14 protein-coding genes are annotated in these 25,068 nt (G+C 47.0%); 8 read left to right on the top strand and 6 right to left on the bottom strand.

The window, feature by feature from the left end; all coding sequences use genetic code 11:
- Nucleotides 1–57: 57 nt before the first annotated feature.
- Nucleotides 58–1,347, top strand: coding sequence for a hypothetical protein (locus MMG03_RS07170; protein ID WP_249505974.1), 1,290 nt, complete (start codon nt 58–60; stop codon nt 1,345–1,347).
- Here MMG03_RS07170 and MMG03_RS07165 read toward each other — a convergent pair.
- Genes MMG03_RS07165 through MMG03_RS07155 form a run of 3 tightly spaced genes read right to left on the bottom strand, consistent with a single transcriptional unit; the run spans nt 1,322 to nt 5,105 of the window.
- Nucleotides 1,322–2,518 carry a hypothetical protein gene (locus MMG03_RS07165; protein WP_073237180.1) on the bottom strand — a complete coding sequence of 399 codons (1,197 nt, stop codon included), beginning with the start codon at nt 2,516–2,518 and terminating at the stop codon, nt 1,322–1,324. The two genes, MMG03_RS07170 and MMG03_RS07165, sit on opposite strands and share 26 nt — an antisense overlap.
- On the bottom strand, nt 2,518–3,516 hold the full coding sequence (locus MMG03_RS07160; RefSeq protein ID WP_249505973.1) for a DUF6175 family protein: 999 nt from the start codon (nt 3,514–3,516) through the stop codon (nt 2,518–2,520). Before MMG03_RS07160 ends, MMG03_RS07165 begins: the two co-directional genes overlap by 1 nt.
- Before the next feature lie 32 nt (nt 3,517–3,548).
- Nucleotides 3,549–5,105: a FecR family protein gene (locus tag MMG03_RS07155; RefSeq protein ID WP_073161080.1), complete on the bottom strand. Its 1,557-nt coding sequence runs from the start codon at nt 5,103–5,105 to the stop codon at nt 3,549–3,551.
- Between the two features lie 150 nt (nt 5,106–5,255).
- Here MMG03_RS07155 and MMG03_RS07150 point away from each other — a divergent pair, with 150 nt between their 5' ends.
- Nucleotides 5,256–6,686, top strand: coding sequence for a hypothetical protein (locus MMG03_RS07150; RefSeq protein WP_249505972.1), 1,431 nt, complete (start codon nt 5,256–5,258; stop codon nt 6,684–6,686).
- Nucleotides 6,687–6,697: 11 nt separating this feature from the next.
- Complete coding sequence (locus MMG03_RS07145; protein ID WP_249505971.1) at nt 6,698–10,693, top strand: hypothetical protein; 3,996 nt, start codon at nt 6,698–6,700, stop codon at nt 10,691–10,693.
- Between the two features lie 55 nt (nt 10,694–10,748).
- On the opposite strand, the gene MMG03_RS07140 is transcribed toward MMG03_RS07145, so the two are convergent.
- Complete coding sequence (locus MMG03_RS07140) at nt 10,749–11,555, bottom strand: hypothetical protein (RefSeq protein ID WP_073161073.1); 807 nt, start codon at nt 11,553–11,555, stop codon at nt 10,749–10,751.
- Nucleotides 11,552–12,382 carry a YkgJ family cysteine cluster protein gene (locus MMG03_RS07135; RefSeq protein ID WP_249505970.1) on the bottom strand — a complete coding sequence of 277 codons (831 nt, stop codon included), beginning with the start codon at nt 12,380–12,382 and terminating at the stop codon, nt 11,552–11,554. Before MMG03_RS07135 ends, MMG03_RS07140 begins: the two co-directional genes overlap by 4 nt.
- Before the next feature lie 153 nt (nt 12,383–12,535).
- On the opposite strand from MMG03_RS07135, the gene MMG03_RS07130 reads away from it, so the two are divergent.
- Together MMG03_RS07130 and MMG03_RS07125 are read left to right on the top strand one after the other, a co-directional pair.
- Entirely contained in the window at nt 12,536–13,915 is a 1,380-nt protein-coding gene (locus MMG03_RS07130) for a tetratricopeptide repeat protein (RefSeq protein ID WP_101479185.1), read from the top strand.
- On the top strand, nt 13,915–15,168 hold the full coding sequence (locus tag MMG03_RS07125; protein WP_249505969.1) for a hypothetical protein: 1,254 nt from the start codon (nt 13,915–13,917) through the stop codon (nt 15,166–15,168). The genes MMG03_RS07130 and MMG03_RS07125 overlap by 1 nt, the downstream gene beginning before the upstream one ends.
- A 125-nt stretch (nt 15,169–15,293) precedes the next feature.
- Here MMG03_RS07125 and MMG03_RS07120 read toward each other — a convergent pair whose 3' ends face one another.
- Complete coding sequence (locus MMG03_RS07120) at nt 15,294–22,079, bottom strand: VWA domain-containing protein (protein ID WP_249505968.1); 6,786 nt, start codon at nt 22,077–22,079, stop codon at nt 15,294–15,296.
- A gap of 132 nt (nt 22,080–22,211) precedes the next feature.
- On the opposite strand from MMG03_RS07120, the gene MMG03_RS07115 reads away from it, so the two are divergent.
- From MMG03_RS07115 to ruvA, 3 genes are all read left to right on the top strand, one after another.
- Complete coding sequence (locus MMG03_RS07115) at nt 22,212–23,132, top strand: hypothetical protein (protein WP_088658755.1); 921 nt, start codon at nt 22,212–22,214, stop codon at nt 23,130–23,132.
- Nucleotides 23,133–23,215: 83 nt separating this feature from the next.
- Nucleotides 23,216–23,983 carry a lysoplasmalogenase family protein gene (locus MMG03_RS07110; RefSeq protein ID WP_249505967.1) on the top strand — a complete coding sequence of 256 codons (768 nt, stop codon included), beginning with the start codon at nt 23,216–23,218 and terminating at the stop codon, nt 23,981–23,983.
- Between the two features lie 466 nt (nt 23,984–24,449).
- A complete protein-coding gene (ruvA, locus tag MMG03_RS07105; protein ID WP_073161062.1) occupies nt 24,450–25,067 on the top strand; it encodes a Holliday junction branch migration protein RuvA in 618 nt (205 codons plus the stop codon).
- The last annotated feature ends 1 nt before the right edge of the window (nt 25,068 follow it).

The following is a 25,068-nucleotide window of genomic DNA, read 5'->3' as shown; positions in this document are numbered from 1 at the left end:
TGTGGCAAGTTTACAATTTTGCGATTGGAAACGATATAAGGGTTGAGGAGCGTTTTCATGCAGACAATTTACAAGTCCCTTGACATAAACCACGGACCCTTCGGAATTCACCAGACTCTTTATGTGGTAAGCCGTTATGTGAATCGTATTTTTGATTTACATGATAAGGAACGCAATTTTGAAACCGCATACGATAAATACAAGAAGGGCGAGATAAAAATCAATTACTCTGAAAAGGCCCTTACAGAGGTATTCTTCCTTGTCAAAGAATACATGGATATGCTTCTCACCAACCTTTCCAAGAATCCTCATGAGACAAAGTCCAAGATTCCCAATTGGCTTGAATTCCTGATGCGTAAAACCATCACCATAGAAGACAGCCGTATCACGGTATATACGTCAAGTCTAAACTTTACGAATATCGAAAGTTTTGTCACCAAGTTGCTGGACTTCCTTGTGCTCCCCACCACCTTTATGGGGCATGAAGCAGAATTTAAAATCGACTACAGTTCCATACGCATCGAGAACATGACTACCGTCACTGGCGAAAATTACTTCTATGACGATTTCGAACGTTTAGGCGACCGCTATAAATTTGACATTTGCTTCAACCTTTTTTTGACATCGAAAGACATTTTTCCTTTCGACATCAAACTTAAGCGGTACAAGACTCCCGTAAATGCAGAGGCTTCTGAAAATTTTGAACAAATTATTCAAGATATGCTGTTGAATCCAGGAAGTCTAACGTACTCACCCGAAAGTCAAACCGTTTACTTAACACCCATTACCCTAAAAGATGCCGAAGAAATGTTCTGCAGACGTCACATTAACCGTCGTCGTCTTAGTTTTGGTGATCTCCTCAGGGTGGCCAACCCACAAATCCTCCCTCAGCACGCCAGGCTCTCCCGCCTGATCTACCTGAATCAGGAAATCGGGACTGCTGACGATCACTTCCCGGGACTTTTTCTGCAGTTACAAACGCATACCCGGCAATATATCGATGCCTTAAACCAGTTCCTCCTAGGAAATCATGAACCCCTGCTGCAATTATCCCTGAAGACGGCTCCAAATTCCCTGTGGTACCGAAATACAGTTCAAATCAAGGCCGACCAGCTGTTAAAACGCAATAGCAAAACCATAAAAAAAGTCCTCCAATACTTCCTGGATTTGCAGGATACATTGGAGAACATCAATAAAAGGGCCGAAGAGATTGGCGGTAGCTCTCCCTACAGAACCCTGCTAACGAAAATGCAATGCGAAAGAATTCTCGAAGACCCGCTATCCTATGTCGATGACAAGGACGACATCATCTCGGAACTGGCTAACGTTTTGCTGACCGGGATTTAGCGAAATTCTGCAGGATCTTGGAGGAGGGCAGCTTGGTAATGGCCTTGACGTGAGCGCTTTCGCTGTCGCGGCCTACACCTTGGGGCTGTTCCACCATTTCGACGTCTCCGGACTTGATGGAAATGGTTGCTTTGGAGGTGTACAGGGTCTTACCGCTGTTGGCCTTATCGCTAAAGTCCAACGTCACCGCCAGTTCAGGCGTTTTTGGATCGTCTACGAAGGAGAAGCCCGATTCCAGCAGGAACTTGCGGAGGGCTCCACATTCTGCGGTTTCTCCCTTGCAGGAAAGTCTGTAGGCAACGCCTGTCCTTTCGGCAGAATACTGCACAGTTTTCGAAACGATGGCAGCAGGGCGTACATACTTGAACTTAAGATCCGGAAGTACGGTCACTTCGCCTGTGGGCTTCTTGGCCATAACGTCCTTCAGGTCAAAGACAGCCTGTCCCTTGTCGTCGGTCTTTTCCACCACCAAATTCTTGCGGTCTTGCACCAAGGCGATTGGCATAAAAGCCACCGGCTTGGCGTAATCCTTCACCGATACAATCAAGGCTTCGCTGGTCAAGTCCGTTTCCATCTTCAGAGACTGCAAATTGTCCATAAAGAATTCGCTCAAGGCGTTCAGTCGAGTGTCCAGCTTCAAGTCAGCGGGAACTTTCTGGACTGTAGAAAGATTTTCAAGTTCTTCGTTGTAACGGTCCACCAACTTTTCTAAGGCGGCCATGTCAACAGAAGTCTTGTAATAATCGTGAGCCTTCAGGTCGGTGCGGATAATCTTTTCCTTATCCTTTACGTCGTTACGGATGACATCCAGATCCAGGAGAATCTTGGAGGCAATCTGGTCCAGATCGACGGTCACCGTGGAAGTAAACTGGTTATTTTGCTTGGGGCCCGGAACAATCTTTGCGCCTTTCAGCACCACATTGGTGTAGCTGCCCTTGAACATGTCTGCGGATTCGGTAACGTTTCCGTTAGCGTCTTCAGACTTGCGGGTTTCCATTTCAGATTTTACCCGTGTGCTCATCTGCTTGGCAACCCCATCAAGAGCCTTCTGGTCGGCGTCCTTCTGGGATACCTTGGAGGATGCGGTATAGGTCAGCAGATTTTCGGCTGTTCCCAGGGAAACACCCAGGGCAAGGCTCAATACAATCGCTTTCAGGGAACGGCAGTTCATTACTGAATCTCCAGAATAATCAGTTTCTTGGTGATGTTCTGGCGGCGAACCTTGGCCATTCCGCTGAGGGCTTCGTAGAATTCTGCGTAAACCATCTGGGCGTCTTCGTACTTGTCGGGGTCGGCATAGACTACAAGATCGTAGGTGTTGCGGGTCATGGACTTCACCTGCATCTTGTTAAACATTTTGCGGACCTTCATAGAGACCGTATTGGAAATTTCTTCGGCCTGTTCATCGGTAAAATCGCCTGTCAAACGGCAAACCACCTTGTACTGCACCCCTTTTTCAAGTTCGGCGGCCAGTTCATCGCGAACCTTATTTTCAAGGGCCACGATGGCGTTCTTTACAGCCTTCTGGACTAACACACGCTGGCCTTCCCCTTCGTCTTTCTGGCGGCTGGATTCGCTGGCGATGAGTTGTGCGGTAGAAGCGTCGCTGGCATTCAGGTCAATAACTAGATTGTCGTTCTGGATACTTCCGGCAAAAGTCAAGTTGATGTCGGCACCAACGGCAAGGCCTGCCACATAGGCCAAGTCCGCATCGTTACCGGCAATGTCATCCTGGAGCTGAACCACTTCATCAAGCTGGTTCTGGGTTTCGAGGCTCATGACGCTGTAGCCACGTTCAGTCATGTAGGCATTGATTACTTCCATGGCGGTTTTGGCCAGAGGATTCTTCTTGATGACTTCGATGCTTGTGGCCCCCTTGGCGCCCATGGCCGGCAACACCATAACGGTGGGCTTTACCTTGAACTGCACGTTAGAAATGGCCACAGCCGGAGTTTCTTCGGCAGGAGTTTCTGCCTTCGGAGCAGGCGCGGCGGCACTTTGTGCGGGAGCGACAGTTTGGCCGTCTTCCATTTCGCTATAGGCGTTCTTGGCATTGTTGCGTGTCGGTTCTGTTTCGGGAGCCGGAGCAGAAGAACAGCCAACAAGAGAAGCCATCAGCAAACCTGCAAAAGCAGAAGAAACAACACATTTTTTATAGAAAGTCTTCATAAGTACACCTAATTGTTTAAATTCCAGTTTGATTAATCTCTTACGAGGTCAGCCTTGGCCTCTTCGAATTCCTGAGCCTCGGTCATGTCGGGATCCAGTGCGTTTCCGTTGCGGGAATGGTTGCCGCAGAATACGGTATAAGTTTTCTTGGCCCGCTTGGTCTTGCCGTTCTTAAGCTTTGCCACCACTTCGTATTCGGCGATATGGTTCTGTTCCACTTCCACGTCGGCGCTGTAGTTCAGCGAACTCAAATCGCTACCTTCGAAGAGGGCCACCCTGTTTCCGCCCTTGGTCACTTCGATGCTGGCCAGTTCGCCCAGGTCATCTTCAGAAATATTCTTCAGGCTGAAACGCATCTTGTTGCGGTAAGTACCTTGATAGTAGTGGATCCGTTCATCCACCTTGCCGGCAATAGAAACTGCAAGCTTGCTCAAGTCCTTGGCGGCAGGTTTTGCGGGTTCAGCGGCAGAGGTCTCAACGGCAGCTTGAGCAGTGTCGCCGGGCTGTACAGCAGGAGCGGGCTTCACATAGGCAGTACTCCACAATCCGCAGGGGATTTCCAGGTCACCTTCCCTACAGCCGGCAATAAAGCGCTTGATGCCATAGGTTCCTTCTTCCCATTTAAAAGTATGCTGGTACAGACCCGTTGCAGGAACCGTATCCACCTCGCCCATGACGCTAACCACCAGGCCAGGCGTTGCGCTAGCCACCAGAATAACACTATCCTGTTCCGTTGTTTCGGCAAGAGGCAGAACCTCGAAGCGGATTTGCCTGGATTCCAGTTTCTTGGCAAAAGTAGCCTGACGTACGGCATAAATATTATCGAACTTTTCAAGAGCCTCGGTCAACTTTTCGATAGAACCGTCGGACGTCTTTGACAGAGAATCGATGGCAGCAGCCAAGGCCTTGGTACCCGAGGACTTCAGCTTCAGCTTCTTGGATTTACCCACGCTATCCAGTACCACGGTCTGGTTCTTTTCGATAGAGGTCGTTTCCTTATCCGACTTCACTTCGAGACGGCCTTCCTTCAAAGAGGCCACCATGTTGCCGTTTACGTTTCCCACAAAGCCTGCGGTTCCACGGATAGCTGCAACGGCAATTCCCGTGCGGAAGTCCATCTGGGATTCCCCTTGCTTCTGCACGTCAAAGTAAACATTACCCTGCTTCACATACACAGAAATGCGTCTGGACATGGAATCCAGCATCTCGGCAGAAATAGTCACGTCGGAAAGTTCCGAAATCAGCAAGGTAGAACCATCGTTCACACCCACCAGCGCCTCGGATTCCAGGGCGGTTCTTATTCGGTCGTTTTCCACCACCCTCTGACCCATGCGTAACTGGCTCCAGTCCGCGTTTTTCTTTAGCAGGTCACATTCGCCAATAACCTTGCGGACCTTGCCCTTGATAATGGACTTTTCTTCGGCCGCTTTCTTTGCGGCAGCCTTATTTTCGTCAGACTGAACCTGATTGGCGGTCACCTGGGTACCCAAAGCCTTTGTTCCCCCAGGATTTTCATCTTTACATCCACAAATGGCACATAGGGCTGCCCCGACGGCCAAATACTTCATCTTGTCAAAATTCAAAAACATGCTATGAATATCCCAAAATTTATTCCAAATGTAATAAAAATATCAGTTTTTCAGGACTTCCCCTATAAGACTGCCCAAACGATTTCCAAGCAATTCCAGAATCTTAAGAAATTCTTATTTTTTTGCTGTGAAAATTTTTAAAGGGAAGTTATGAGATTTTTGCCTAAAATCGCGCTTTTGCTTGTCGCACTTACTCAATTTGTATGGTCCGACCCCACCGCCTCCATCTTTGTGAAAGACGCCTCGGAGTTTCAGGCCATTCAGAAAGACTTGGAATCCTTGAAACAGGGACTGGGCCAGGGCAACCCGGAACTGGACGCCTTGTGGGAAGAAGCCAACAAGATCGCCAAGATGAACGACCAGTGCTCCATGATTTCTATCAACGATGTGCTGGACGACGCCTGTAGTCACTTCTATGCCGTTGAACTCCCCGAATTCGAAACCAAGTACATGGAACTTACCGGTGAACTGCGGCTGGGTGCCATGAAGATGGGCAATTCCCTTGCGGAACGTACCGAACAGATCAAAACCTGCGCTACGGCCTTGGGCGGAATCCTGGTTTCCAAGGAACAGTTGTTAAAGCTGAATGGTTCCGTAGACCTTGAACCCCTAAGTTTTGACGGTGCCTTTGACGCCACCTATAACTTCAACCTGTACTTTGATGCCGACCGTATGAAGTCCCAGCAGAACATTATGGAACGCTGGCTTGAAAAATGTGGTGACATCGTCATGCGTAAGGGCGGTGGCGAGTTCGCACCCCTCTTTATTGAATCTGTCTTGAAAATTAACGATTCCCTGAGTAACAGTTCTGCCAATGTGCGCATTGTGTTGGAACCGGACCTGTTGGACTTCTATCTTGATTTGAAACGTCCGGTTTCTGGCGCTTACTATTTGAGCGGAGCCAAGCTGTTTAGCGTAGATGCCCTCCCCATGGGTCGTAAGTTCAGCCACCTGTTCGTAAACATGCCCCGTCGCAAGGTAGAACTCCCCTTGGGAACCGACGGTTCCATGCAAAATTTTAGGGGACGTGTGGAATTTACCGCTGCCTATCAAGAAAAGGATTTGATGGGCCGCTGGAGCTGGGGTTCCCAGGATTCTAACGCCACCGCTGCCGTTGCCAAGGGTGAAATTGTTTCGACTGCAACCGTAGGTGATTCTATCCTTCCTGCTCCCGTGGTCAAGCCTCTCCCCGACTCCACCACTGCCGTCGCCAAACCTGCCAAGGATTCCTCTGACAAGAATCTTGAAAAGCAGGCCGCCGAAGAAAAGGTCCGCATCGAAGAACAGAAACAGGCTCAGGCTGCCGAAGCCGCCAAGGACGCAACGAACGAACAGAAAAAGTCCAGCTTCAAGGTCCACTGGGTACCCCTGGCCATTTCTGGCGCCGTCGCTGTTGGCGGTGGCGTTATGGCTGCCGTCTTCAACAACAAGGCTAAGACTGAACGTGAAAAGAGCATCAGTAGCCACGAAGAGTATAATGATCAGTTAGATAAGATTGAATCTGCTCAAACCATGCGAACCGTCGGTATCGGAATCGCCGCCGCAGGCCTTGTTGCCGTTGGTGTAACATTCTTGTTCTAAGGGGCTGAAAAATGAAGAATAACATGAAATTTGCAACTCGCCTGTCTGCCCTTTTTTCTTTGGGCTTTTTGCTGAACACCACTGCCTGTACTGACTACGCCGAAGAATTCAAGGAAGAACACAAGGGAACATACGGAGTCATAACTCCCGAAGGTAATACGGAGATTCCCACCTACGATTTTGAATCGGCCTATCTTGTTTGGCAGGGTTATGCTGACGATTACATTTCTGAAACAACCTCATCTGGATTCAGCCCTTTTATAATTGCTAACGATAAAAGCAGCATTATTTTCCACGCTAAAGATGAATCGGGCAACAACTTCGCCACAAACTCTCTAGACGACATCAGTTCAATTGTCTCTAGAAGTGGGGGCCTTGCAGGTTCCTTGTACAATGCAGATGGCTATGCCGAAGCAGGTGTCGCATTCCGTTTTGAATCAGTGGACCTGAGCAACGAATCCAGTTACAGTGGAATCGCTCTTGCTCTTGGCAGCACCTACGCCTCCACAAATATCTGCCTGCTACACTTGGATGATAACGGTTCCGTTATATCTGAATACTGCTGTGAATTTAAGAACTTCGCCAACGATACTTTGGTCCGCGGAACACTGGTTCCGTTCAGTTCCCTGGAATATATCTTCGGTGAATCCGATTTCAACAAGTTTATGGGCGAAGCCAATGCCATCATGGTTTCCTTTGCAGGAGACTCTGACGAAAAATTCAGTTTCAACATTGTTGCCCTGGGATTCTATAGCGATGGTTCCTCTTACCTGAAATCAAGTGATGACGTTCAGGAAAACTCCAGCGAATCTGCCGATGTCGATTCCAGCGAAATCGTTAAGCCGAAGTCCAGTGGATCTGTAAAACCCGCCTCTAGTGCAAGTGTTGCGCCTAAGTCCAGCAATTCCGTGAAGCCTGCATCCAGCGCTAGTGTTGAACCGAAGTCCAGCGCAGATGAATCCAGTGCTCCTCGCTTTGTATGGAACGCACAAAATGGAAGCTCATTCTCCTATGACAAATACACTTGGAAATGGAAACTGGCTGGAAACTACAATGACATGTGGATGGTTCCTGAGGATTATGTGGGTTATGACGCCAACGAAAAACTAGACGATATCATTCAATCCTGTGGTGGTATTTGCGGCGAAATCTATCCGAATACAAAGGATTCTGTTCTGGTTTCTGTCAAAATGGAAAAGTCTATTGACATTATCAATTTGGAAGGTGTTTGTGTTGATTATGTCAGTACCGCAAGGGCTTATCTGCGACTGCATGGACTCGATGATAAATATGTCGATATTGACATGCCTAAAACTACGTCTACTGATCAGTACAGCAAGTTTACGTATACCTTGGGTAACACCGATTTGGAGCAGATCTTGTTACTGTATGGCTCTTTGACTCAAGTCGATTTTTTAATCAAGACGACCGAGCGCCAGAACGCCTACTTTAACCTGATTACCTTTGGTAGCTTAAATGAATGTTCTTCTTCTATAACCCTTCCCACGCCTCCGGAATTTGTAAGAAATACTACAAATGGCTACTTCAAATTTGGCTGGAATGCTAATACAAAAGATGATATCTTCATGTGGTTTGACGGCGACACCATAACCAGCGAATGGGAATCCAACGGCAAGTTTGGATTCGGAGAAGACAATTTAACTGCTAAAGAATGTGTCAATAAACAAGGATATATTTACACCACCGTTTATACTAATAACAATCCTGAGATGTTCTTCTATCTTAAGGGAGATAAGACCAGTCAGGACATTACAGACTGGCAAGGAATCTGTGTAAACTATAATTGGAAAAATAATTGGAACAAGGTTGCTATAGAGAATCCCATAACAGCCCGATTGACCATTGAAAACGAAAATGGTAAATATTCTGCGGTACTTCCCTCTGATCCCACCAAGTTCCATATAAGGTGCTTCGAGTTTGGAAGCTTCCTTGATAATGAAGGCAAATCCATTGTGGATAATAAGGATGGATCTGTTAATGCTGAAAAAATCAAGATATCCTTTACCCTGAATAGTACTGATGGTGCTCTGGAGGGTGCATTTGAACTTCTTGAAATTGGCGAATACTCGGCAATGAAAAATTCCGATGATCCATATTTTACGGATAACATTATTAAGAGCTGTAACATCGAAAAAGAACATGTCTTGATGGGTGATACTCTCAGATGGAACTTTACATACTCGTCCTTGTACAATGGAGTAGTTAATACCCTGAACCCGACATTTGTATGGTTCCAAAGAGACACCACGTCAAGAACAGTCACGGATTCCCTCATTGTTGAGGATGAAGGTACGCAGTCTTATGGTCGTAATTTAAGAATCACTCTTGATGACGGGGTTTATCAAAATATTGAATGCCCTACAGGATGGGCTCTCTATCGCTATCAAAGTTGCGTCTACGAAACCGCCGCAAGCGAAATCGCTTATGGTAATGTTCAAACTATAACCCTCAACGGAATGTCTGGAAAGTTGCCTGATTCTCTGGTTACAGTAACCTGGAAGGATGCCGTTGGCAATGAAACAGAAAACAACATGGCAACTCTGGAACTGAATGAACAAGGACGCAGTTATACTCCTGTAGCCTATATTGAATACTACAATGGTATCAAGGATACAATCACCTGCGACACCATGAAGATTGAAGTACAATCAACTTGTGAAGGAAATGTGTTGTACAACTCAAGTTGGGGCGAAAAACAAAACTTGAATTGGGGATGCTGGCAAGATGATGATGGAGTTGAATGCTCGGTCGGAGAAATATCTGGTTCGAATACCATAGGAAATATGGAAGCAAATATATCTTCTGATGGAGAACTCCACGACATCTCTGATTGGGGTGGACTATGTATCACCTATAAGGCAAGCACGTCTCTTACTTTAGTCGCAACTTATGATAACATGGGGAAATATACATGGTCTGATGGCCTTGATGCGACAGAAAACTATACAACAACGAAAATTGCCTTTGGTGACGGAGAAAAGCCCTTTGGTAAAAGCATCGTTGTAAGTCATTTTTCATTTACACAAGAATCATATAATTACCAGGTTTACGAGATTACTACGCTAAAAAAAGTGGATAATATTGTCGGCCCCAAGGTATATGCTTGTAGCGAAACGAAAACCTATAACCCGGATGAACAATTTTGTGATTCAAAGGGCGAACCTCGTGAAAAATGTGGCGGTGAAGAATATAACGACCAGTCTGAATTCTGCGGCGAAGATGGAAAAATTTACAATTTGTGCAACAACAAGACTTTCTCCCCTCTTACAGAGTTCTGCAACTTCGATAACAATATAGAGACACGTTGCAATAATGAAAATACAGAAGAGTGTTTCTATTGGAACGGTAGCGAAGCACACAACGAAGGAGTTGTTGGATTATACTCTCAAGACCCCGTATTTACGTGGCCAGTAGATTTTGAAATCAAAACTAGTGAATACAATGAAGAGTCTGGAACTCTAGATGCAGTTGTTTCCGAGTACAAAGCCGTAGTCGGGCGGTATGGATTTGAGGCTGAATATGAACATTACTTTCCTTATAACGGAGTTGCCTTTTCTGTAGGGAAAGACATTTCCTCGTGGGACGGAATTTGTATCACCTATACAAGTACCGATACTGCATACCTTAAGATAGATATTATTGATAACAGTGGAGGCGGACCTTATTCTTATGAAAGGCCTGTTGCGTTACTGCCTAAGACAAGAAATGATTCTCTTAAAACATTAGTCTTTACCTGGAATGATTTTATGTCTTCCTATGAAAATGTAATTGGTGACATTCATTTTTCTCCAACAGAAACATTTCCTGATATGAACAAAGCTTTGAAGATGGTTAAAAGTATTGATTTAACCTATTCGGATGCTTTGGGTAAAGAAGGTTATTTCAGCATTTATGAAATTGGAAGTTCTAATCAATGTTCTGGTGTAAATGGCGGATTTACAGTACCTGATTTCGATAATATAACTCAGTGGTATCCGACAAGGTAATATTTCTTATAGCGTCAAAAAAGACCAGCTTCTGCTGGTCTTTTTTTATAGTTCCTTATAATTCCTTATGACGGCGCATGTCGCGGATGTTTTTAGGAAGCACTTCCTTATGCCACTTGATCCATTCGGCGTAATAGAGGTACAGGCGTTCCTGCTTGCGGAAGGCACGACCATGAACAATTCGGCGGCCATTTTTTACTTCGGGCGGAATTGCAATATGAAGGCATTCGTGGTACACCACACCGGCCACGGCGTATTCCGGGCAGTTGGCTGCATCGTAGCCTTTGCTGATGCTGATCAGGTTGAAGTCTTCGCCGGTTACAGGGTCCTTGCGTACCGAATGAAAACTGAGACCCCCTACCCTATTGCTCCAGGTAATGCGGCATGTCAGCTTGTTTTCGAAATAGGTATTGTTGATTGCAGACAAAATATTTGTCAGGTCGTGATATTTGCCCTTGGGTTTCATGGGCGGAAGCTTGTGGCGGGTTGCCAGGGGTGCCTCCCCCTTGTCGGCAAGAATCTGGTCTACCAGCGTCCAGAAACGGGTCACTAGTTCCTTGGTCACTTCCTTGTTCTTCTGTGTCTTGCGCTTGGTGGCGTGTTCAGCCCATTCTGCTGCCAGTTCGCGGGCTTGCGCAAATTCATCAGACTTCATGTAGGCCGGGAAAATCACCTCGGGGTGGCCAAACAGTACTCCGCCCCTACAGCGGATGCTCTTCTTCATGAAGTTACTGTACTTAAAACCCACCAATCCGTTCTGTGAAACGGAATTGGGAACCTTGGGCTTATCGCTCTCCTTTGGCTTAGGAGGCGCACCAAAAAGGTCCATCTGGATTTCGTGTACAAAATCCGAAAAACTCATCCGACGACTTCGCCTCCGTCGGTATTGCTCATGACACCTTCGTACTTGTTTACAGCCAACAGACCGCCAAAATAGCTTTCGGGCAGGTCCAGCAGGGCGTAATGCTCCGAAACGCGGTACACCGCATCTTCGATGCTGTCGGGCAGGTAGACGATATAGCTGTCGTTTTCGGGTTTCTGCAAATGTTCCGGCGTACAGAATTGCGGGTCTGTTTCGCTAAAGTACATGCGGCAAGAAACAGGGCGGATCTTGTAGGCCATGCAGTCCCCCACCGGATTCGAGAAGGGGCAAGGCTTCCAGGCCGAAAAATAATCATGAAGGGCCAGGTCTTCGGCGCGGTCGTCAAACTCGTCCAGTTCCGTTACCTTGGCTGGGTCTGCATTCATGGGAAGGGTCGCCTGGTCTTCGGCCTTGCGCTTTTCGTAGAAATCCTCGAACATCGAAGACCTGAGCTGGCAGGCTTCCAGGATGTTCAGCAGGTCGTCGCGCTTTCGCAGGTTGGCATATAGAAACACCAGCTCGAAGGGCTCCACCGACATGGGGTAATGGTGGCAGCAATTGCCACAGGCGGGCCTGCACTGGATGGGGCGCGGCTGTTGAGGCAGAACCGCATCCAGGTACTTCATATAAAGGTCGTGGTACTCGTCCGTGAACTTGATGATGTTGGGCAGTTCCCGAGCCAGGTTATCTGGCCCGATGGCGCACTCGCGTCCAAGGCTTTGGGCCAGGGCGTCAAGACGGTCATTTTCGGCCCTGAGCAGGGTTGCCAGGCGCATTTCGGCAATACGGAATGCCTTGGTCGGGAGATATTCACGGTAAGAATCCATGGTCCAAATATAATTTTTTTAATCCCCTCAGTTTGCGCTTGATTTTCTGACGTCCATAAAAGAAAAAAATACAAAAAACGAAGTGTAAAAAACTAATGAAGTATATTTATTGTAAGAATAATGTTATCTTTGTAGCAAAATTGGAAAACAAAGATGATTTCATTCAAAACTAAGAAATTCGTGCTTGCAGCAGCACTGGCAACCGCTTTGGGTGTGGCGGGTTGCAACTTGTTCAACCCTACTGAAGATGCGAACATCAAGTCTGGTGATGCCGATGCCATGACTTACGAAGGTTACATCAAGTTCAGAAACAACGAGTACACTCTGGCTGCCGATTATTTCAATCAGGCAATCGCTGCAGATTCAACTCACTCCGAGGCTTGGTATGGATTGGCCAAGGCCAAGTTGAACATGCAGGACTTGAATACCTTCGAACTTTTGAAGTACGTGAATATTAGCGGCGGAGCTGAACGACTGGCCTTGCTGGATATGGAACAGTCCGTGGTCGACAAGTACGAAGCCGGTATCGATACGGTGGTTACGCTGTTGAAGGAGTTTATCGCCCGCGACACCACAGGTCGATTGGATGGCAAGATTACCTACAGGACCATTTCTGAAAGCTATATGCTTTTGAACATGTTGCAGACATTGTTCGTGCTCCGCGATGCGACCAAACTGGTTGTCGGTTGCGGTATGGTGGATCCTAATACCGGAAAGTATAGCTGCGATGTGGGTGCTGTCCTCAATACCTTGAAAAGAAACAAGGATGGCGAGTCTACTGCCGCTCTGCACGAAGTCTTCAGCACATGCGAAAGTAATCCTGAAACCATGTCCTCTGTGGCTGGTCAGGCAATCCCCGTCTTTGACGAATGGCTGACCGATAATTCCCAGACTCAGGTGGCATCCACCATGTGTGGCGTCCTTGCCGACATTACCGAACCATCTGAAGATGCAGATGCAATCGATATGTCTGTCAACAGCATTATTGCAGTTACTGGCAAGAGCACAATCATGGATGACGATGGTGATGGCTGTTATGATGAAGAAATTATGGACGGCATGGACAACGATGGCGACGGTGAAGTTGATGAAGATTTGCGTGACGTAAATGCTGAATTTTCCCTTGACCTGGCAACGCAGACAAAGAATATTGCTGCCGGCAAAACACAGACCAAGGACCGTGTGGTCTATTCCTCTTTCGGCCCCAACGAAAAGTACATGAATGTGGATATTGACCGTGACGGCAAACTCTGCACCGAAGAGAATTGCGGTGAATGGGAATATATCTATCCCTCTTATGCAAAGCGTGAAAGCAATGGCCAGAATTATTTGTTGAAGTTTGCCAAGAAGATTAAGTTCAACCCCATGGGCTTGTCCCCCGAAGAATTCAAGGCCCTCAAGAAGAGAGTGGCTCAGGATTATTCTGGAAGGATCTACAATTTGAAGGCACGCCAGGATAGCGTGGGTGGATGCTGGGTGAACTATACCGAGGAACAGTTTAGAATTTGGGTTAATGAGTGGGAGAATTTTTAATGAATTTTTGTAAGTCCTTTTTGATGCTGGCGACTTCGCTTGCGGCATTGTCCTTTGCTGCCAAGGCGCCTACACACCATTCTCTGCGTGCTGAAGCTATGGGTAATGCCCATGTGGCTGTTGTAGATGATAAGGAAGCTATTTATTTTAACTACGCAGGCCTTTCTCAGATTGACAGACTGGGAAACTACAAGTTGCGTCCGGAGCAGGGGTACTACCCCCGTAACATAGGCGACATGCGTTTGAATCTTGGCGGAGCAGGCCCTTTCGAAACTTACTTCTCCACCTATAACGTAGCCAAGGATCTTCAGAAGATCTACAACGACGCCAATAATACGGCGAAACTTTTGGGCTTATCTTCTTCGAAGGTTCTCATGGACTCCCTGGCGGCTCATCCGGAACTGATCCACAAGATCAACAATTATGACCATAAGTCGCTGACCATGAAAATCAAGATGGATGCTGAAATGGCGTTCCATGGTTTTGGTGGTGCCATTTGGGTTGACGGTAATATTTCTCCCCATTTGGATGGCGGTCTGATTATCCCCTACCTGGCTGTGGATACGTTCTACGTGGATGGTGTGGCTCAGGCGGGAGTGGCATACGGTTTTACCGACAACCTGTCTGTGGGTGTCGGTGTAAAGGCTGCAAAGCGTCACAAGGTCGAAATGATGACCTTGGATATCATGAACTATGCAACCCTGCAGGATACTCTTGAAGATCGTTACCACGACGCTACCGACCATATTCTGGATTTCAGTTCCATTTCTATGGGTATGGATCTGGGTGTGCTGTATCAGTTGACTCGCGAAGTTCGTCTGGGTATGTCTCTTAGAGATGTCTACTTCAAGGATCTTGCTGGCGATAAGATCACTCCGAACCTTTCTGCCGGTTTTAACTATAGCCCCCGTTTCTTTAACAAGAATACCGCCTATGGCCGTAAATTCAATTTCGCCTGCGACTATGCCGACGCCTTTGGCAAGGGGAACAACTATAAGCCCCTTTCCCATGTGAATTTCGGTCTGGAAGTGGAACAGAATATCTTGGCCTGGCCCGGCTATAACAACGCCCTCCGTGCCTTGGCCTTGCGAGTTTCTGGTGGCTTCAAGGGTGGCTACCCTACTGCCGGTATTGCTGTAGAAGCACTTCGTTTCTTTACCTTGGAAATTGCCACCTGGGCTGAAGAACTTGGATATTACACCGGTCAAGATGAAGAACGTGTCTATATGGCTGAGTTAAGTATCGGTTTCTAATGTTAGACCGTTAAACAATTAAATCGCACATATAAAACGCAATAAAGAATCCCGCCAATTCACAGTGATGTGTGGCGGGGTTCCTTTTTTTTGAGGAGTATTCTAGGTCGAACTTTCGGGAATGCTTACCGTTTTACGCCGGTCTGCAGGATTCTGTATTCGGCATGTCCGTCTTCGAACTTGAAGTCGATTCGCCAGATATACACGCCTGTACCCACCTTGCGGCCATCGCTGGATCTCTGGTTCCACTTCAGGAATCCCACCTTGTAGTGGTTCTTGTCGTTACCGCGGATTTCCTGTTCCATTTCGCCCTTATGGCCAAAGTCCTTCTGGAAGGAGGTGACAATGTGAGAGAGCCCGTCGTAAATGGTGATGAAGGCGTGGAAGGGGGCTATGGTCTGGAACCTGACGCTAGAAATGGTGTCGGGCTGAACTTCCCACTGGTCGCCCTTTTCGGGGATCCACTTGGCCTTCTTGCCCAAACCGCTGATGGCGGGGTTGCCGGCCACTTCATACAGGTAGACACTGCCATCCTTACCCGTCACGTCGGTTCCGCCGCGGCCCATGGGGTTCTTGGAACGGTCTACGTAGTTCGCTGCGGGGTTGGTCCTGATGCAGTTGTCCACAGAAATGTTGTAATCCTTGAGAACGAAGGTCCAGACGGTTCCGGTGGAATCGATGGTGGGAGCCTCGGCGTTAATGGAATGGGTTGCTGTATCGCTGCAGCTCTTGCTGTAACGGAACAGCTTCTTCCAGGCGGCGCTGTCGCCAACGTTCTTGATGGGTTCAGAAAGGGTAATGACCAGAGTATCGGGCGGAAGCTTGTCGGATGCATCCAGATATTCAGAAATAGTCATTTCGCCAGGATGCTTTACCGCTTCAACAGGTACGGCGCCGATATGATCCTCGATAAACATCTTCTGCATGATATCGCCCTTGCTCTTGGTCAGCTGCAGGTAGGGCTTGGCAGAAGTGTCTATTGCGGTCTTTCCATATTCGAAAGGCTTTTCTAGCTTGACGTGAATCCACTTGTTGTCGCTTTCCAGGACAATTTCAGATTTTTTGACGCTACGCCATTCGTCGCCGGCCTTATTCCAGTAGAGGGTATCGATACTTTCAATCTTGGCGGTAATAGCCTTCTTATAGTGAATGCGGATAGAGTCGGCTTGTCCGTCCAGGTCGCTGTCGTACAGTTCTGCCAATTCAGCGCCGACGTAATCGGAGTTCACGATCAGGTAGTCGCGAGTCTTCAGGTTGGACTTGTCGGACTTTACTTCAGCCTGGATCTTGATGCGGTTGGATTCCCCGTCAAAATTCAGGACGGCATCCAGTACAGTATCCTTCTGGGCCTTCTTTTCGCTTACATAAGTAAAGTATGCATTCTTTACCTTGAATTCAGAAGTGTACTTGCCTGTTTCAACAGCCTTTACCTTCAAGGTGTCGCCGGTGTTGCTAAACAGGATTACGTCAAGAGTGTCAGCCTTGTCCAAGGTGGGGCTTTCCATATTGATGACCAGGCAGAACGGTGCTGTAGAAGAAGTGAGTACAGAATCCAGGTCTTCGTAGCACTTACTATCCATAAAGCGGTATTCAATACCTTCCATGGAACTGATTGCGGCGGAGTCGGCCACGGTGGTTCCGAACATGGGATCCTTGTAGGAAACCACGATGGTGTCGGCTGCGGTACAGGAAAGACGTCCGTCGTTGCGCTTGGCGTTGCGTTCATCCTTCTTCATGTCGTTAAGCAGCTTGTACTTGCCCGAAGAAGTCTCCACCATTTTCAGGTTTTCTTCCATGTCGCCGGAAACAAGGCAAGAAAGGTTCACCAGCACGGTATCCACTCCGCGGGAGAAGTCTTCTGTGGTGAGGGTCGCCGAGATGACTTCTGTTTCGCGGGCAATGGCCTCGTTCTTGTTAGAGACGTTTACCAGGGCGATAGAATCCTTGACTTCTCTGATGGTCTTTCCGTCCTTACAGGCGGGAACGGATGCATTCTTGAACTTATTCCAGCGTGCAGAAACTCCTTTATTGTCTAGGGCTCGGACATAGAATTCTACTTCGCTGTCCACAAAGTAGGATGTAGGAATTTCGGCAAACCAGAGGTTCTTATCGCCTCTATCCTGCATGAAGTTTTGGGTTTCGAACACGACGCCAATATCATTCTTGTAATACAGGATAACCTGATTAATACCATCGGTATCGGAAACCTGGAAATCAAAGATTCCCTTACCGTTGGTCGTATCGATACAGGCTTCGACAAGAGATGTAATTTTAGGTACGTTGTTCTTTACGGGAATGGTATAAGGTTCCTTAGCCGGATTCGGAACAGAGGGACTCTTGCCCACAAGTCCGTCGACATCGGTGGCCACCACATAGAAATCTATACCCGGAGCGACCACACTGCTTGCAGGTATGGTATAGCTCCATAGACTATCCTTAACCTGGGTCATGGCGTGAGACACCATAGGTGTATTCTTTAGGTCTGATGTCTTGGTATAGATGTAAACAGAACCAATATTCTTCTTGGATTTTACAATAACCTTAATGGTGATTGCCACTCCTTCAGATTGTTGATAACCAATCAGACGCTTGGTAGAATCGGTCAAGGTCACGACTGGGGGCAAGAAGCTTTCGTCCCAGTAGGCGGTATCGCGGCTAACCTTGTTCAGGAAGGTGCCCTTGATGACCACCTGGTGGGTATCTCCATCCAGAACGGCGTCGGGGCTGTTGTAGCAAAGCACATATCGAGCCTGCACGGCACTGCGGATGCTTGCATAGATGTCTGCCAATTGGTCGGCAGAGGGGGCCATGGTAAAGGAACCTCCAGTACTTTCGGCAAGAGTCTTTAGGGGTTCTTCAGAATCACATTCCACGGCGATGGAATAGATTGTTGTATTCATGCCATTGGCCTGAGCAACAACAGAACTAGTCTTTCTCTCGTCATCACTAGCGTCATAACCATCAGAGAAAACAATCACTGCAGTGGCATTAGTTTCGCCCACCAGCTGATCAAGGCCTTTGGAAATGCCATCGTTGATGTAGGTTCCGCCTCGAGCGCTCAAATTATTAACGGCATTAAGGAGGGCATCCCTGTCGGAAGTCATGGCCTGGTGTACACGAATAGTATTTTCAAAACCGACGATAGCCGTCCTGTCGTAAGGTCCCATCTCGTTAATGAATTGACGGATGGAATTTTTGGCGCTAGTCATTTTTGTAGAACCCATGGATCCACTTTCGTCTACCACAAGAACCACGGAAACGCCACCGATTTTTTCTACAGAGGAGATCTGAATGGGAACGGATTTTTTGTCTTGATGGAGGACAAAGTCCGTTGAATCCAGACCTGGAATAGCGCGACCGGAATTTTCGTCTACCACAGATACGGTTGCGCATACGCCCGGGTGGTTGTTCAGATCCAGACTATTGATGGTCAACTTGGGCTGAACTGTAAAGTCTAACGAATATGTAGCCTCTACGATACATTGAGCCGTAGTAGGCTTCATTCTAGTCCTAGAACTATTTTTATTGTCAATGGTAACAGACCCCTTTCTGGTTACCCAGGAATCAAAGGTATAACCGCCATAGGGAATGGCGTAAATCAGGGTATCCATTCCTGGAGCCAGAGCCACGTCACCGGCGGGATTTGTGTAACCCTTAGACGGAGAGTTTACAGTAAGCACATAGGGTGTTGCCACCAAGGCCGAGAACTCTGCATTGCTAAAGTTATTGGTGGTGCTGGATACGAACTTCCAGTACTGCGTTTCGCCCTTTTTGCCGGGCTGGAAACCCTTCTGGAAATTGGAAGTGATCGTGGAATAGCTAACGGAGTTGGAGAACGTGGAGTCGTTACCATAGAAGTACAACGTGCCGCTAATCGATTCGCTAAACACAAAACTGATCATACGCCAGGACGTATCGGGTGCAGTCCACTTAAAGTAAATGGACGATCCTGTGTAATCACTAAAGTAATTGTGCATGAAGGAGAACTTCTGTTCCTTGGTGGTCAAGGTTTCGATGGTTCCCTTCTTATAGGTTGCTTTTACCTTTGCAGAATCCTTTGTAGAAACTACGGTATTTTTGGCCAGGGTATCGGCAATGTTGGCGTTGCCCGAAAGCACTCGCCACTTGTTGAATCTGTATCCGCTGTCGGCCGATGCCGAAATGGGGTAAGCCACATTAAGCCAGGCAGAGGCATATCCGGTATCGGGAGTCACATGGCCGCGAATGTCGGAAAGAACGGTGATAGAGCCTTTATCTGCGGAGGAATAGCTAATCCAGAACGGTAAATTCCTTGCGTAAGATGAACTGTAGTTCTGGAATTTGTAATAGACAGTATCCCCTGCATTAACCGATATGGAATCCACGACGACGTTGGCCTTGTTCCTACTGGCGGTATAGGAAGAGAACGAACTGGAACTATATCGATACAGATATAGGGTGTTTTCGTAGTAGCTGGAGCTGACTTCTCTTGTTGCCGCAATAATGTAGATGCCGGTCTTGGGAGCCACAAAGCGGAATCGAACTTCACTGTTATAATTGTCGAGATAGTAGTGCTTGTCAACAGTGTAGGCAGTGGGAGTCTGGGTAATGTTGTAGATGATACCATCAACAAATACGGCACGGACATTGCAATCCCCCTTCAGGCGGGCGTAAGTCGTTGACAAGGTGGAATCAGAAATCGTGCAGGATCCAGAAACACGTTCCCAGTGAGAGAACTTGGATGTATTCCTACTGTAGGCCCTAAGCCGGATGGAATCCCCGCTCACATAGGTAGAGTCGTAGTTCCTTGAATTGGTTCCCACGTAGACATAACCGTATCCTGCGGTATCGCCACGCACCTTGACCGTCTTGAGAACCTTTACCTTGAAACTGTCATTTACTGTGATGGAATAGGGTGAGATAAGGAAATATAGACTATCTCCCACATTACTCATGTTGAACATAATTTTTGATGTTCCGGAATATGCGTAATCATAGTCTTTGTAGTTAGATCCGAATGTATTATAAGAGTATTTGTAGACGTAGGTGGTCTGATTTGTATTCGTCACCAGGGCGTAAGTTCCAGTATCCGGGGCTACGAATACGGTACGCACTCCGTATTTATAGGATTTGCTGCCGTACTTGAAATAGTCGAAGGTTGATTCCTTGCTGGAGATTGTATAGACCTTAGCGGAATCTACATGGAAATTGATCTTGATGGAATCCGATGAGGGAATGAACTTGGCTGTCATGGAAGTGGAATCCAGGAACTTACCGGAACCGTATTCCACATACCATCCGCCAAATCGAGTGTCCTGAGCGGTGTTTGCTGTAACAGTTAAGGTGTCGCCCAATGCAACTGTGTCTGGATAAGACTTGTTGGGAGATTGTATGAGGGCTGCCTTCTTGGCTACAATGTAAACGGAATCGCTGAAATAGCTAGAGTAGTTAGACGTAAGGGTATAAAAGAACTTGTCTCCTGCATTGACCTTTATGTACTGGGTAACGGGAGATGAGTAGGAGAATGAGTTACGCCTTTTGTAACTAGTTGCGGTGGAATCATTGCCGTAATCGTTGAAGTAGTGTGAATAACTCTTGGAGGTGGCTCTGATGGCATAGATTCCGGCAGATAGAGCTGTATAACGGAATCGTATACCATACTCCGGAGAACGGTCATAGAAATCGTTTATGAAGGTATAGCCCTTTTTCTGGGAGGTAATGTCGTAGTATTTGCCGGCAATACACTGCAGCTGGTATTTTGTATCGGTATTGATGGTGTCGCTAATGGTGTAAGCGGTACTGTCGTAAAGTTTTTTATCGCCAGTCAGCACTTTCCAGCCGTTGGGGCGGTAACCCACCTTGCTGTAACCCGTATAAGAAACAATTTGACCAGGCAAGGCTGTGTCCAGGGCCACAGCGGTAGAACAATTAGCCGATGCGCTGGTCAAGGAAATTGTATTTGTCTTGATGGTGGAATAACTGATAGAGAATGTCTTGTTGGAGTCGCGAGTGTTATAGGATCTGACACTATAAAACAGGGTGTCGCCTGCACTGACCAACATGGAATCGCTCATGTCATAACCGCTGTAGTCATACCAGGCGGTGGTCGCGAATGTGGAAGTGACATGGCGGTAGAAATAGAAACGATCGTTGTTTTTCGGAGAAACGGTAACGCGATAGCCGCCACTCTTGGGGGCTATGAGGTAAAAACGGACCCCGTTTGTCGCCGATCCGGAATAATAGTTGGCCGCAGGGCTATATTCTACTGGTGTGGTGGTAATCTTGTACATGACGGCATCTGTGAATTCGGCGGTCACTTTGCAATTCCCATTAACGGCGAGGGTTGTGGTTGCCTTGGTTGCGTCGCCGATGGTGCAAGTACCCGAAGAAACTTTCCACTTGCTGAACTTGTGGTCTTTATCGCCAGGAGCGTAGATTGAAACGGTGTCTCCAGCCAGGTAAACAGAATCGGAACTGGCTTTGTCGGCCTTGAGGTTTTCAAAAGTGACTTTGGCCCCGTCCTTGGCGACTACCTTACGGGTATCAGAATTATAGGAAGAGGTATAAGGTTCTATCCTGAAATAGAATTCCTCTCCAGCTGAAGTGGCTGTTATACCGAAATTTTCAGTATAGCCAGAGTACAGAACCTTATGCGCAGAATAAGAACTAAAAGAGTTATCGGACCCGTAGTAGTAAAGTTCATCTTTTCCGCTAACAGTAGAGAACTTAATGATGTAACTCCCTGCCTTGGGAGCTTTAAAGCAGAATCGGGTTCCGTTGGACGTTGATGAGTAATAGTCTTTTGTGTGATTAAAGCTTAATTCCGTTTCGGTAATGTTAAGTACAGTACCCGAGGCAAAAGCCATAGAGCAAACGAAACACAAAAAAGCCATTACGATGCGAAACGCACCAAAATCGCTCTTCAATTTCATGAAGAACCTCCTAAGAAATCATCCCAGTGACGTGAAATATAGAAAAAAAATTCTTTCTTCAGCGCAATTTTGTAAGAAAAAAAAGCTATCTTTGGCCGCGGTTGGATAAGGAAGTTAGGAGAAATGAAAGCTATGTCACGCATTTTTGCCAATTGCAGTAAGATTGCATTTCTAGTCGTTGCAATTTCCGTCGTCAGTTTCGCCATGGAAATTCGCCCGGGTTTCGGTTTTTTGACCCCCGCATCTGTCACGATCGAGAATAACGATGACGGTGTGAAGTCTGAAAGAAAACAGAAAACGCAATTTATGTATCAGGGCGACCTGGAATTTTTGTTCACTGCCCAGTACGCCCCCATTCGTTATGGTCTAGGTCTTGGCTATAAGAGCAAGCAGACTCGCGATGGAATCGATTTCACTCCGGCTACCCTCCCCCTTTGGCTGAACCTTACTTTCGGCTCTATTTACGACGAAAGTATTTTTGACCCCTATGTTGTAACCCGTCTAGGTTATGTTATGCCGTTGGATTTCGACGATCCCTGGTGGGAAATGCCTACTGATTTTATGGTATACATCGGTGCAGGCTGTGTATTCCCCTACCGTATCGCCCTGGAGGCGGGCTACGATTACACCTCCATTCTTAAGTCTTTCGAATGGAAGAAGCAAAAGTTTAGAATTTCTTCGGGGCGCATTGCGATTCGTCTCTCGGTTGGCTTTGAATTTAGTCATAGAAGAAACGAACGTCGTACGATTATCCGTAATGCCGATGATGAAGACGATGAATACGAAGTTGGTCCTGCCAACTCTGGCGATGGTTCTTCCTTTGAAGAGAGTCTTCAGGTTTTCGAAGACAGTCTGACTGTCGTAAATGCTCAAAAGAATGCCAAAATAGCTTCTGAGGAGCCGTCTGCTCTTGAAAAACAGTCGGAAAATGGCAAATCTGTTGAAATGTCTAGTGAAATTTCTGAATCGACTGGCAAAAAACGCAAGGCTAAGGTGAAAAATACCAAGCCCAAGAAGACTAGCTCTAAAAAGAGTGCCAAAAACAAGAAGTAATGGCGGGTAGACTATTTGCATTAAAGTAATGTTTACACGTTAAAAGCTTCTTTCGCAATAAATATTTTTTTATTATTTACGCCATGATTCTTCCAAAGCGTATCAAGGTCCTTCTGGGCGTTATTACAGTCCTTTTTGTATTCTATTTTATTAGAGACTGGTTTGTTTTTTACCAGTGCGGGGCTGTTGAACAATGCTTGGCAGATTCAAGCTATGTGCAGCACTATACCAAGTTCGCAACGACAGTGCTTGTCGCTATTTTAGCCATTGCTATTGGTAAGGATTGTCTAGGCAGGCGCGACCATCGTCTGTTGTTGACCGCCATGGGTGCGGCTTTTTTGGCCGATATCTGCTTTAAGCTTCTGCATAACGCTAAATCACTCGCTCAGTTCAGCGTGGAATTTATGCTCATGGGTGTCTGTTTCTTTATTGTGTTCCAGTCTATTCTCATTTATCGATTTACCCGTAAGAACGAGACTGACGATAGCATTCCGTGGATTATCCTGGTTCCTTTCGCCTCTGTGCTGGTCCTCTTTGACCTTCGTCTTCTGGGAGTGTTTGAAACCGGTCTGGTTCCCACTATCATTGTCTATGGAACATTCTTGACTTGCGCCCTTTTCGAAGGTCTTCGCGTGTCCAGGTACGGTTACTTCCCCCAAAAGAATGCCTCTCTTATTAGGCTTGGCATGATACTTTTCTACTTGGGCGATGTCTGCGTGGGATTTTCCTTGGCAACTGGAGACGACCATAGTACTCAGGAAGTCGTTGCTACCGTTGCCAATAACTTGGTTTGGTTCTTCTATGTTCCTGCGTTGCTCATGTTAGTATTGAGTGGAATCCGCAAAAAATAAAAAGCAAACCATGAAAATGAGAATGCCGGCCATAAAGGTCGGCTTTTTTTGATAAATCTCATGTCCTAAACATACTACGAAAACTTATTTTTTGCTGACGGTAATATTAACATTTCCTATTTTAGAGAAAAAGGTTTGTTATAAAGCGATCATTCAGTTTTTCTCGGGTTAGCGCAGCTTGGAGTGCTTTAACCCTGTTTATGCGCCTCTCCCTTGTTGAACAGGATGCATTCAGTCGTGTTAGCCACGAGGATTCTGACACAAGACTTTTCTCCGTCCGTTGCATAAAGGACTCCAATTAATAAACGGACTTCTATCCAGTTAGAATGTAAAGGAACCCGCTGGCAAAAGCTGGCGGGGTTCTTTTTTTATAAGACCTGCACTTTTGTGTACGAAACGACTTGACAGAGCCCGTACGGGAGTGTATATTTGTGCAGTAAGTTTTTTATACTGCACATTTGGAACTATGATCGAACAAGTCAAAGGTTGTCTTATAGAAAAGTCCCCCACTTTTATTGTGGTGGATGTAAATGGAATTGGCTATGGAATCAATGTTTCGGCCCACACGGCTGGAAAATTGCCTGAAGTTGGCGATGGTAACACCCTAGTGACCATCTATACAAACTTGGTCGTTCGTGAAGATTCCATGACGTTATTCGGTTTTGCCGACAAGACGGAAAAGGACACCTTCCTGATGTTGTTGGACGTCAATGGCGTTGGACCTAAGATGGCCCAGCGCATACTGAGTGGAGTCACGCCGGCGGATCTCCTGAATATGATCGCCAGCGATAACAAGTCCGCCCTGAGTAAAATCAAGGGGCTTGGCAAAAAGACCTGCGAACAGATGGTCCTTACCTTGAGAGACAAGGCAGGCACCATGCTTCAGGGCCTAGGCAACGTAGAAGGTAGCGGCGTTACTAGCATGGGCGCCCTTACCGGGGCTAAACTTGAAGCCGTTCTTGCGCTCCATACTCTCGGTGTCAAGGATCCTGCTGCCGAAAAGGCCGTTGTGAAGGCCGTCGAAGTTCTGGGCGATTCCGCCGATGCCGCTCAACTTATTCCCGAAGCTTTAAAGTATTTGTAAT

Source organism: Fibrobacter sp. HC4, from assembly GCF_023373925.1.
Classification (GTDB): Bacteria; Fibrobacterota; Fibrobacteria; order Fibrobacterales; family Fibrobacteraceae; genus Fibrobacter.
This window is presented reverse-complemented; position numbering and strand designations above follow the sequence as displayed.

Bases quoted from the DNA above. Each gene is read 5' to 3' on its own strand.
- MMG03_RS07170 (WP_249505974.1), top strand. From the start codon at position 58: ATGCAGACAATTTACAAGTCCCTTGACATAAACCACGGACCCTTCGGA.
- MMG03_RS07165 (WP_073237180.1), bottom strand. From the start codon at position 2,518: ATGAACTGCCGTTCCCTGAAAGCGATTGTATTGAGCCTTGCCCTGGGT.
- MMG03_RS07160 (WP_249505973.1), bottom strand. From the start codon at position 3,516: ATGAAGACTTTCTATAAAAAATGTGTTGTTTCTTCTGCTTTTGCAGGT.
- MMG03_RS07155 (WP_073161080.1), bottom strand. From the start codon at position 5,105: ATGTTTTTGAATTTTGACAAGATGAAGTATTTGGCCGTCGGGGCAGCC.
- MMG03_RS07150 (WP_249505972.1), top strand. From the start codon at position 5,256: ATGAGATTTTTGCCTAAAATCGCGCTTTTGCTTGTCGCACTTACTCAA.
- MMG03_RS07145 (WP_249505971.1), top strand. From the start codon at position 6,698: ATGAAGAATAACATGAAATTTGCAACTCGCCTGTCTGCCCTTTTTTCT.
- MMG03_RS07140 (WP_073161073.1), bottom strand. From the start codon at position 11,555: ATGAGTTTTTCGGATTTTGTACACGAAATCCAGATGGACCTTTTTGGT.
- MMG03_RS07135 (WP_249505970.1), bottom strand. From the start codon at position 12,382: ATGGATTCTTACCGTGAATATCTCCCGACCAAGGCATTCCGTATTGCC.
- MMG03_RS07130 (WP_101479185.1), top strand. From the start codon at position 12,536: ATGATTTCATTCAAAACTAAGAAATTCGTGCTTGCAGCAGCACTGGCA.
- MMG03_RS07125 (WP_249505969.1), top strand. From the start codon at position 13,915: ATGAATTTTTGTAAGTCCTTTTTGATGCTGGCGACTTCGCTTGCGGCA.
- MMG03_RS07120 (WP_249505968.1), bottom strand. From the start codon at position 22,079: ATGAAATTGAAGAGCGATTTTGGTGCGTTTCGCATCGTAATGGCTTTT.
- MMG03_RS07115 (WP_088658755.1), top strand. From the start codon at position 22,212: ATGTCACGCATTTTTGCCAATTGCAGTAAGATTGCATTTCTAGTCGTT.
- MMG03_RS07110 (WP_249505967.1), top strand. From the start codon at position 23,216: ATGATTCTTCCAAAGCGTATCAAGGTCCTTCTGGGCGTTATTACAGTC.
- ruvA (WP_073161062.1), top strand. From the start codon at position 24,450: ATGATCGAACAAGTCAAAGGTTGTCTTATAGAAAAGTCCCCCACTTTT.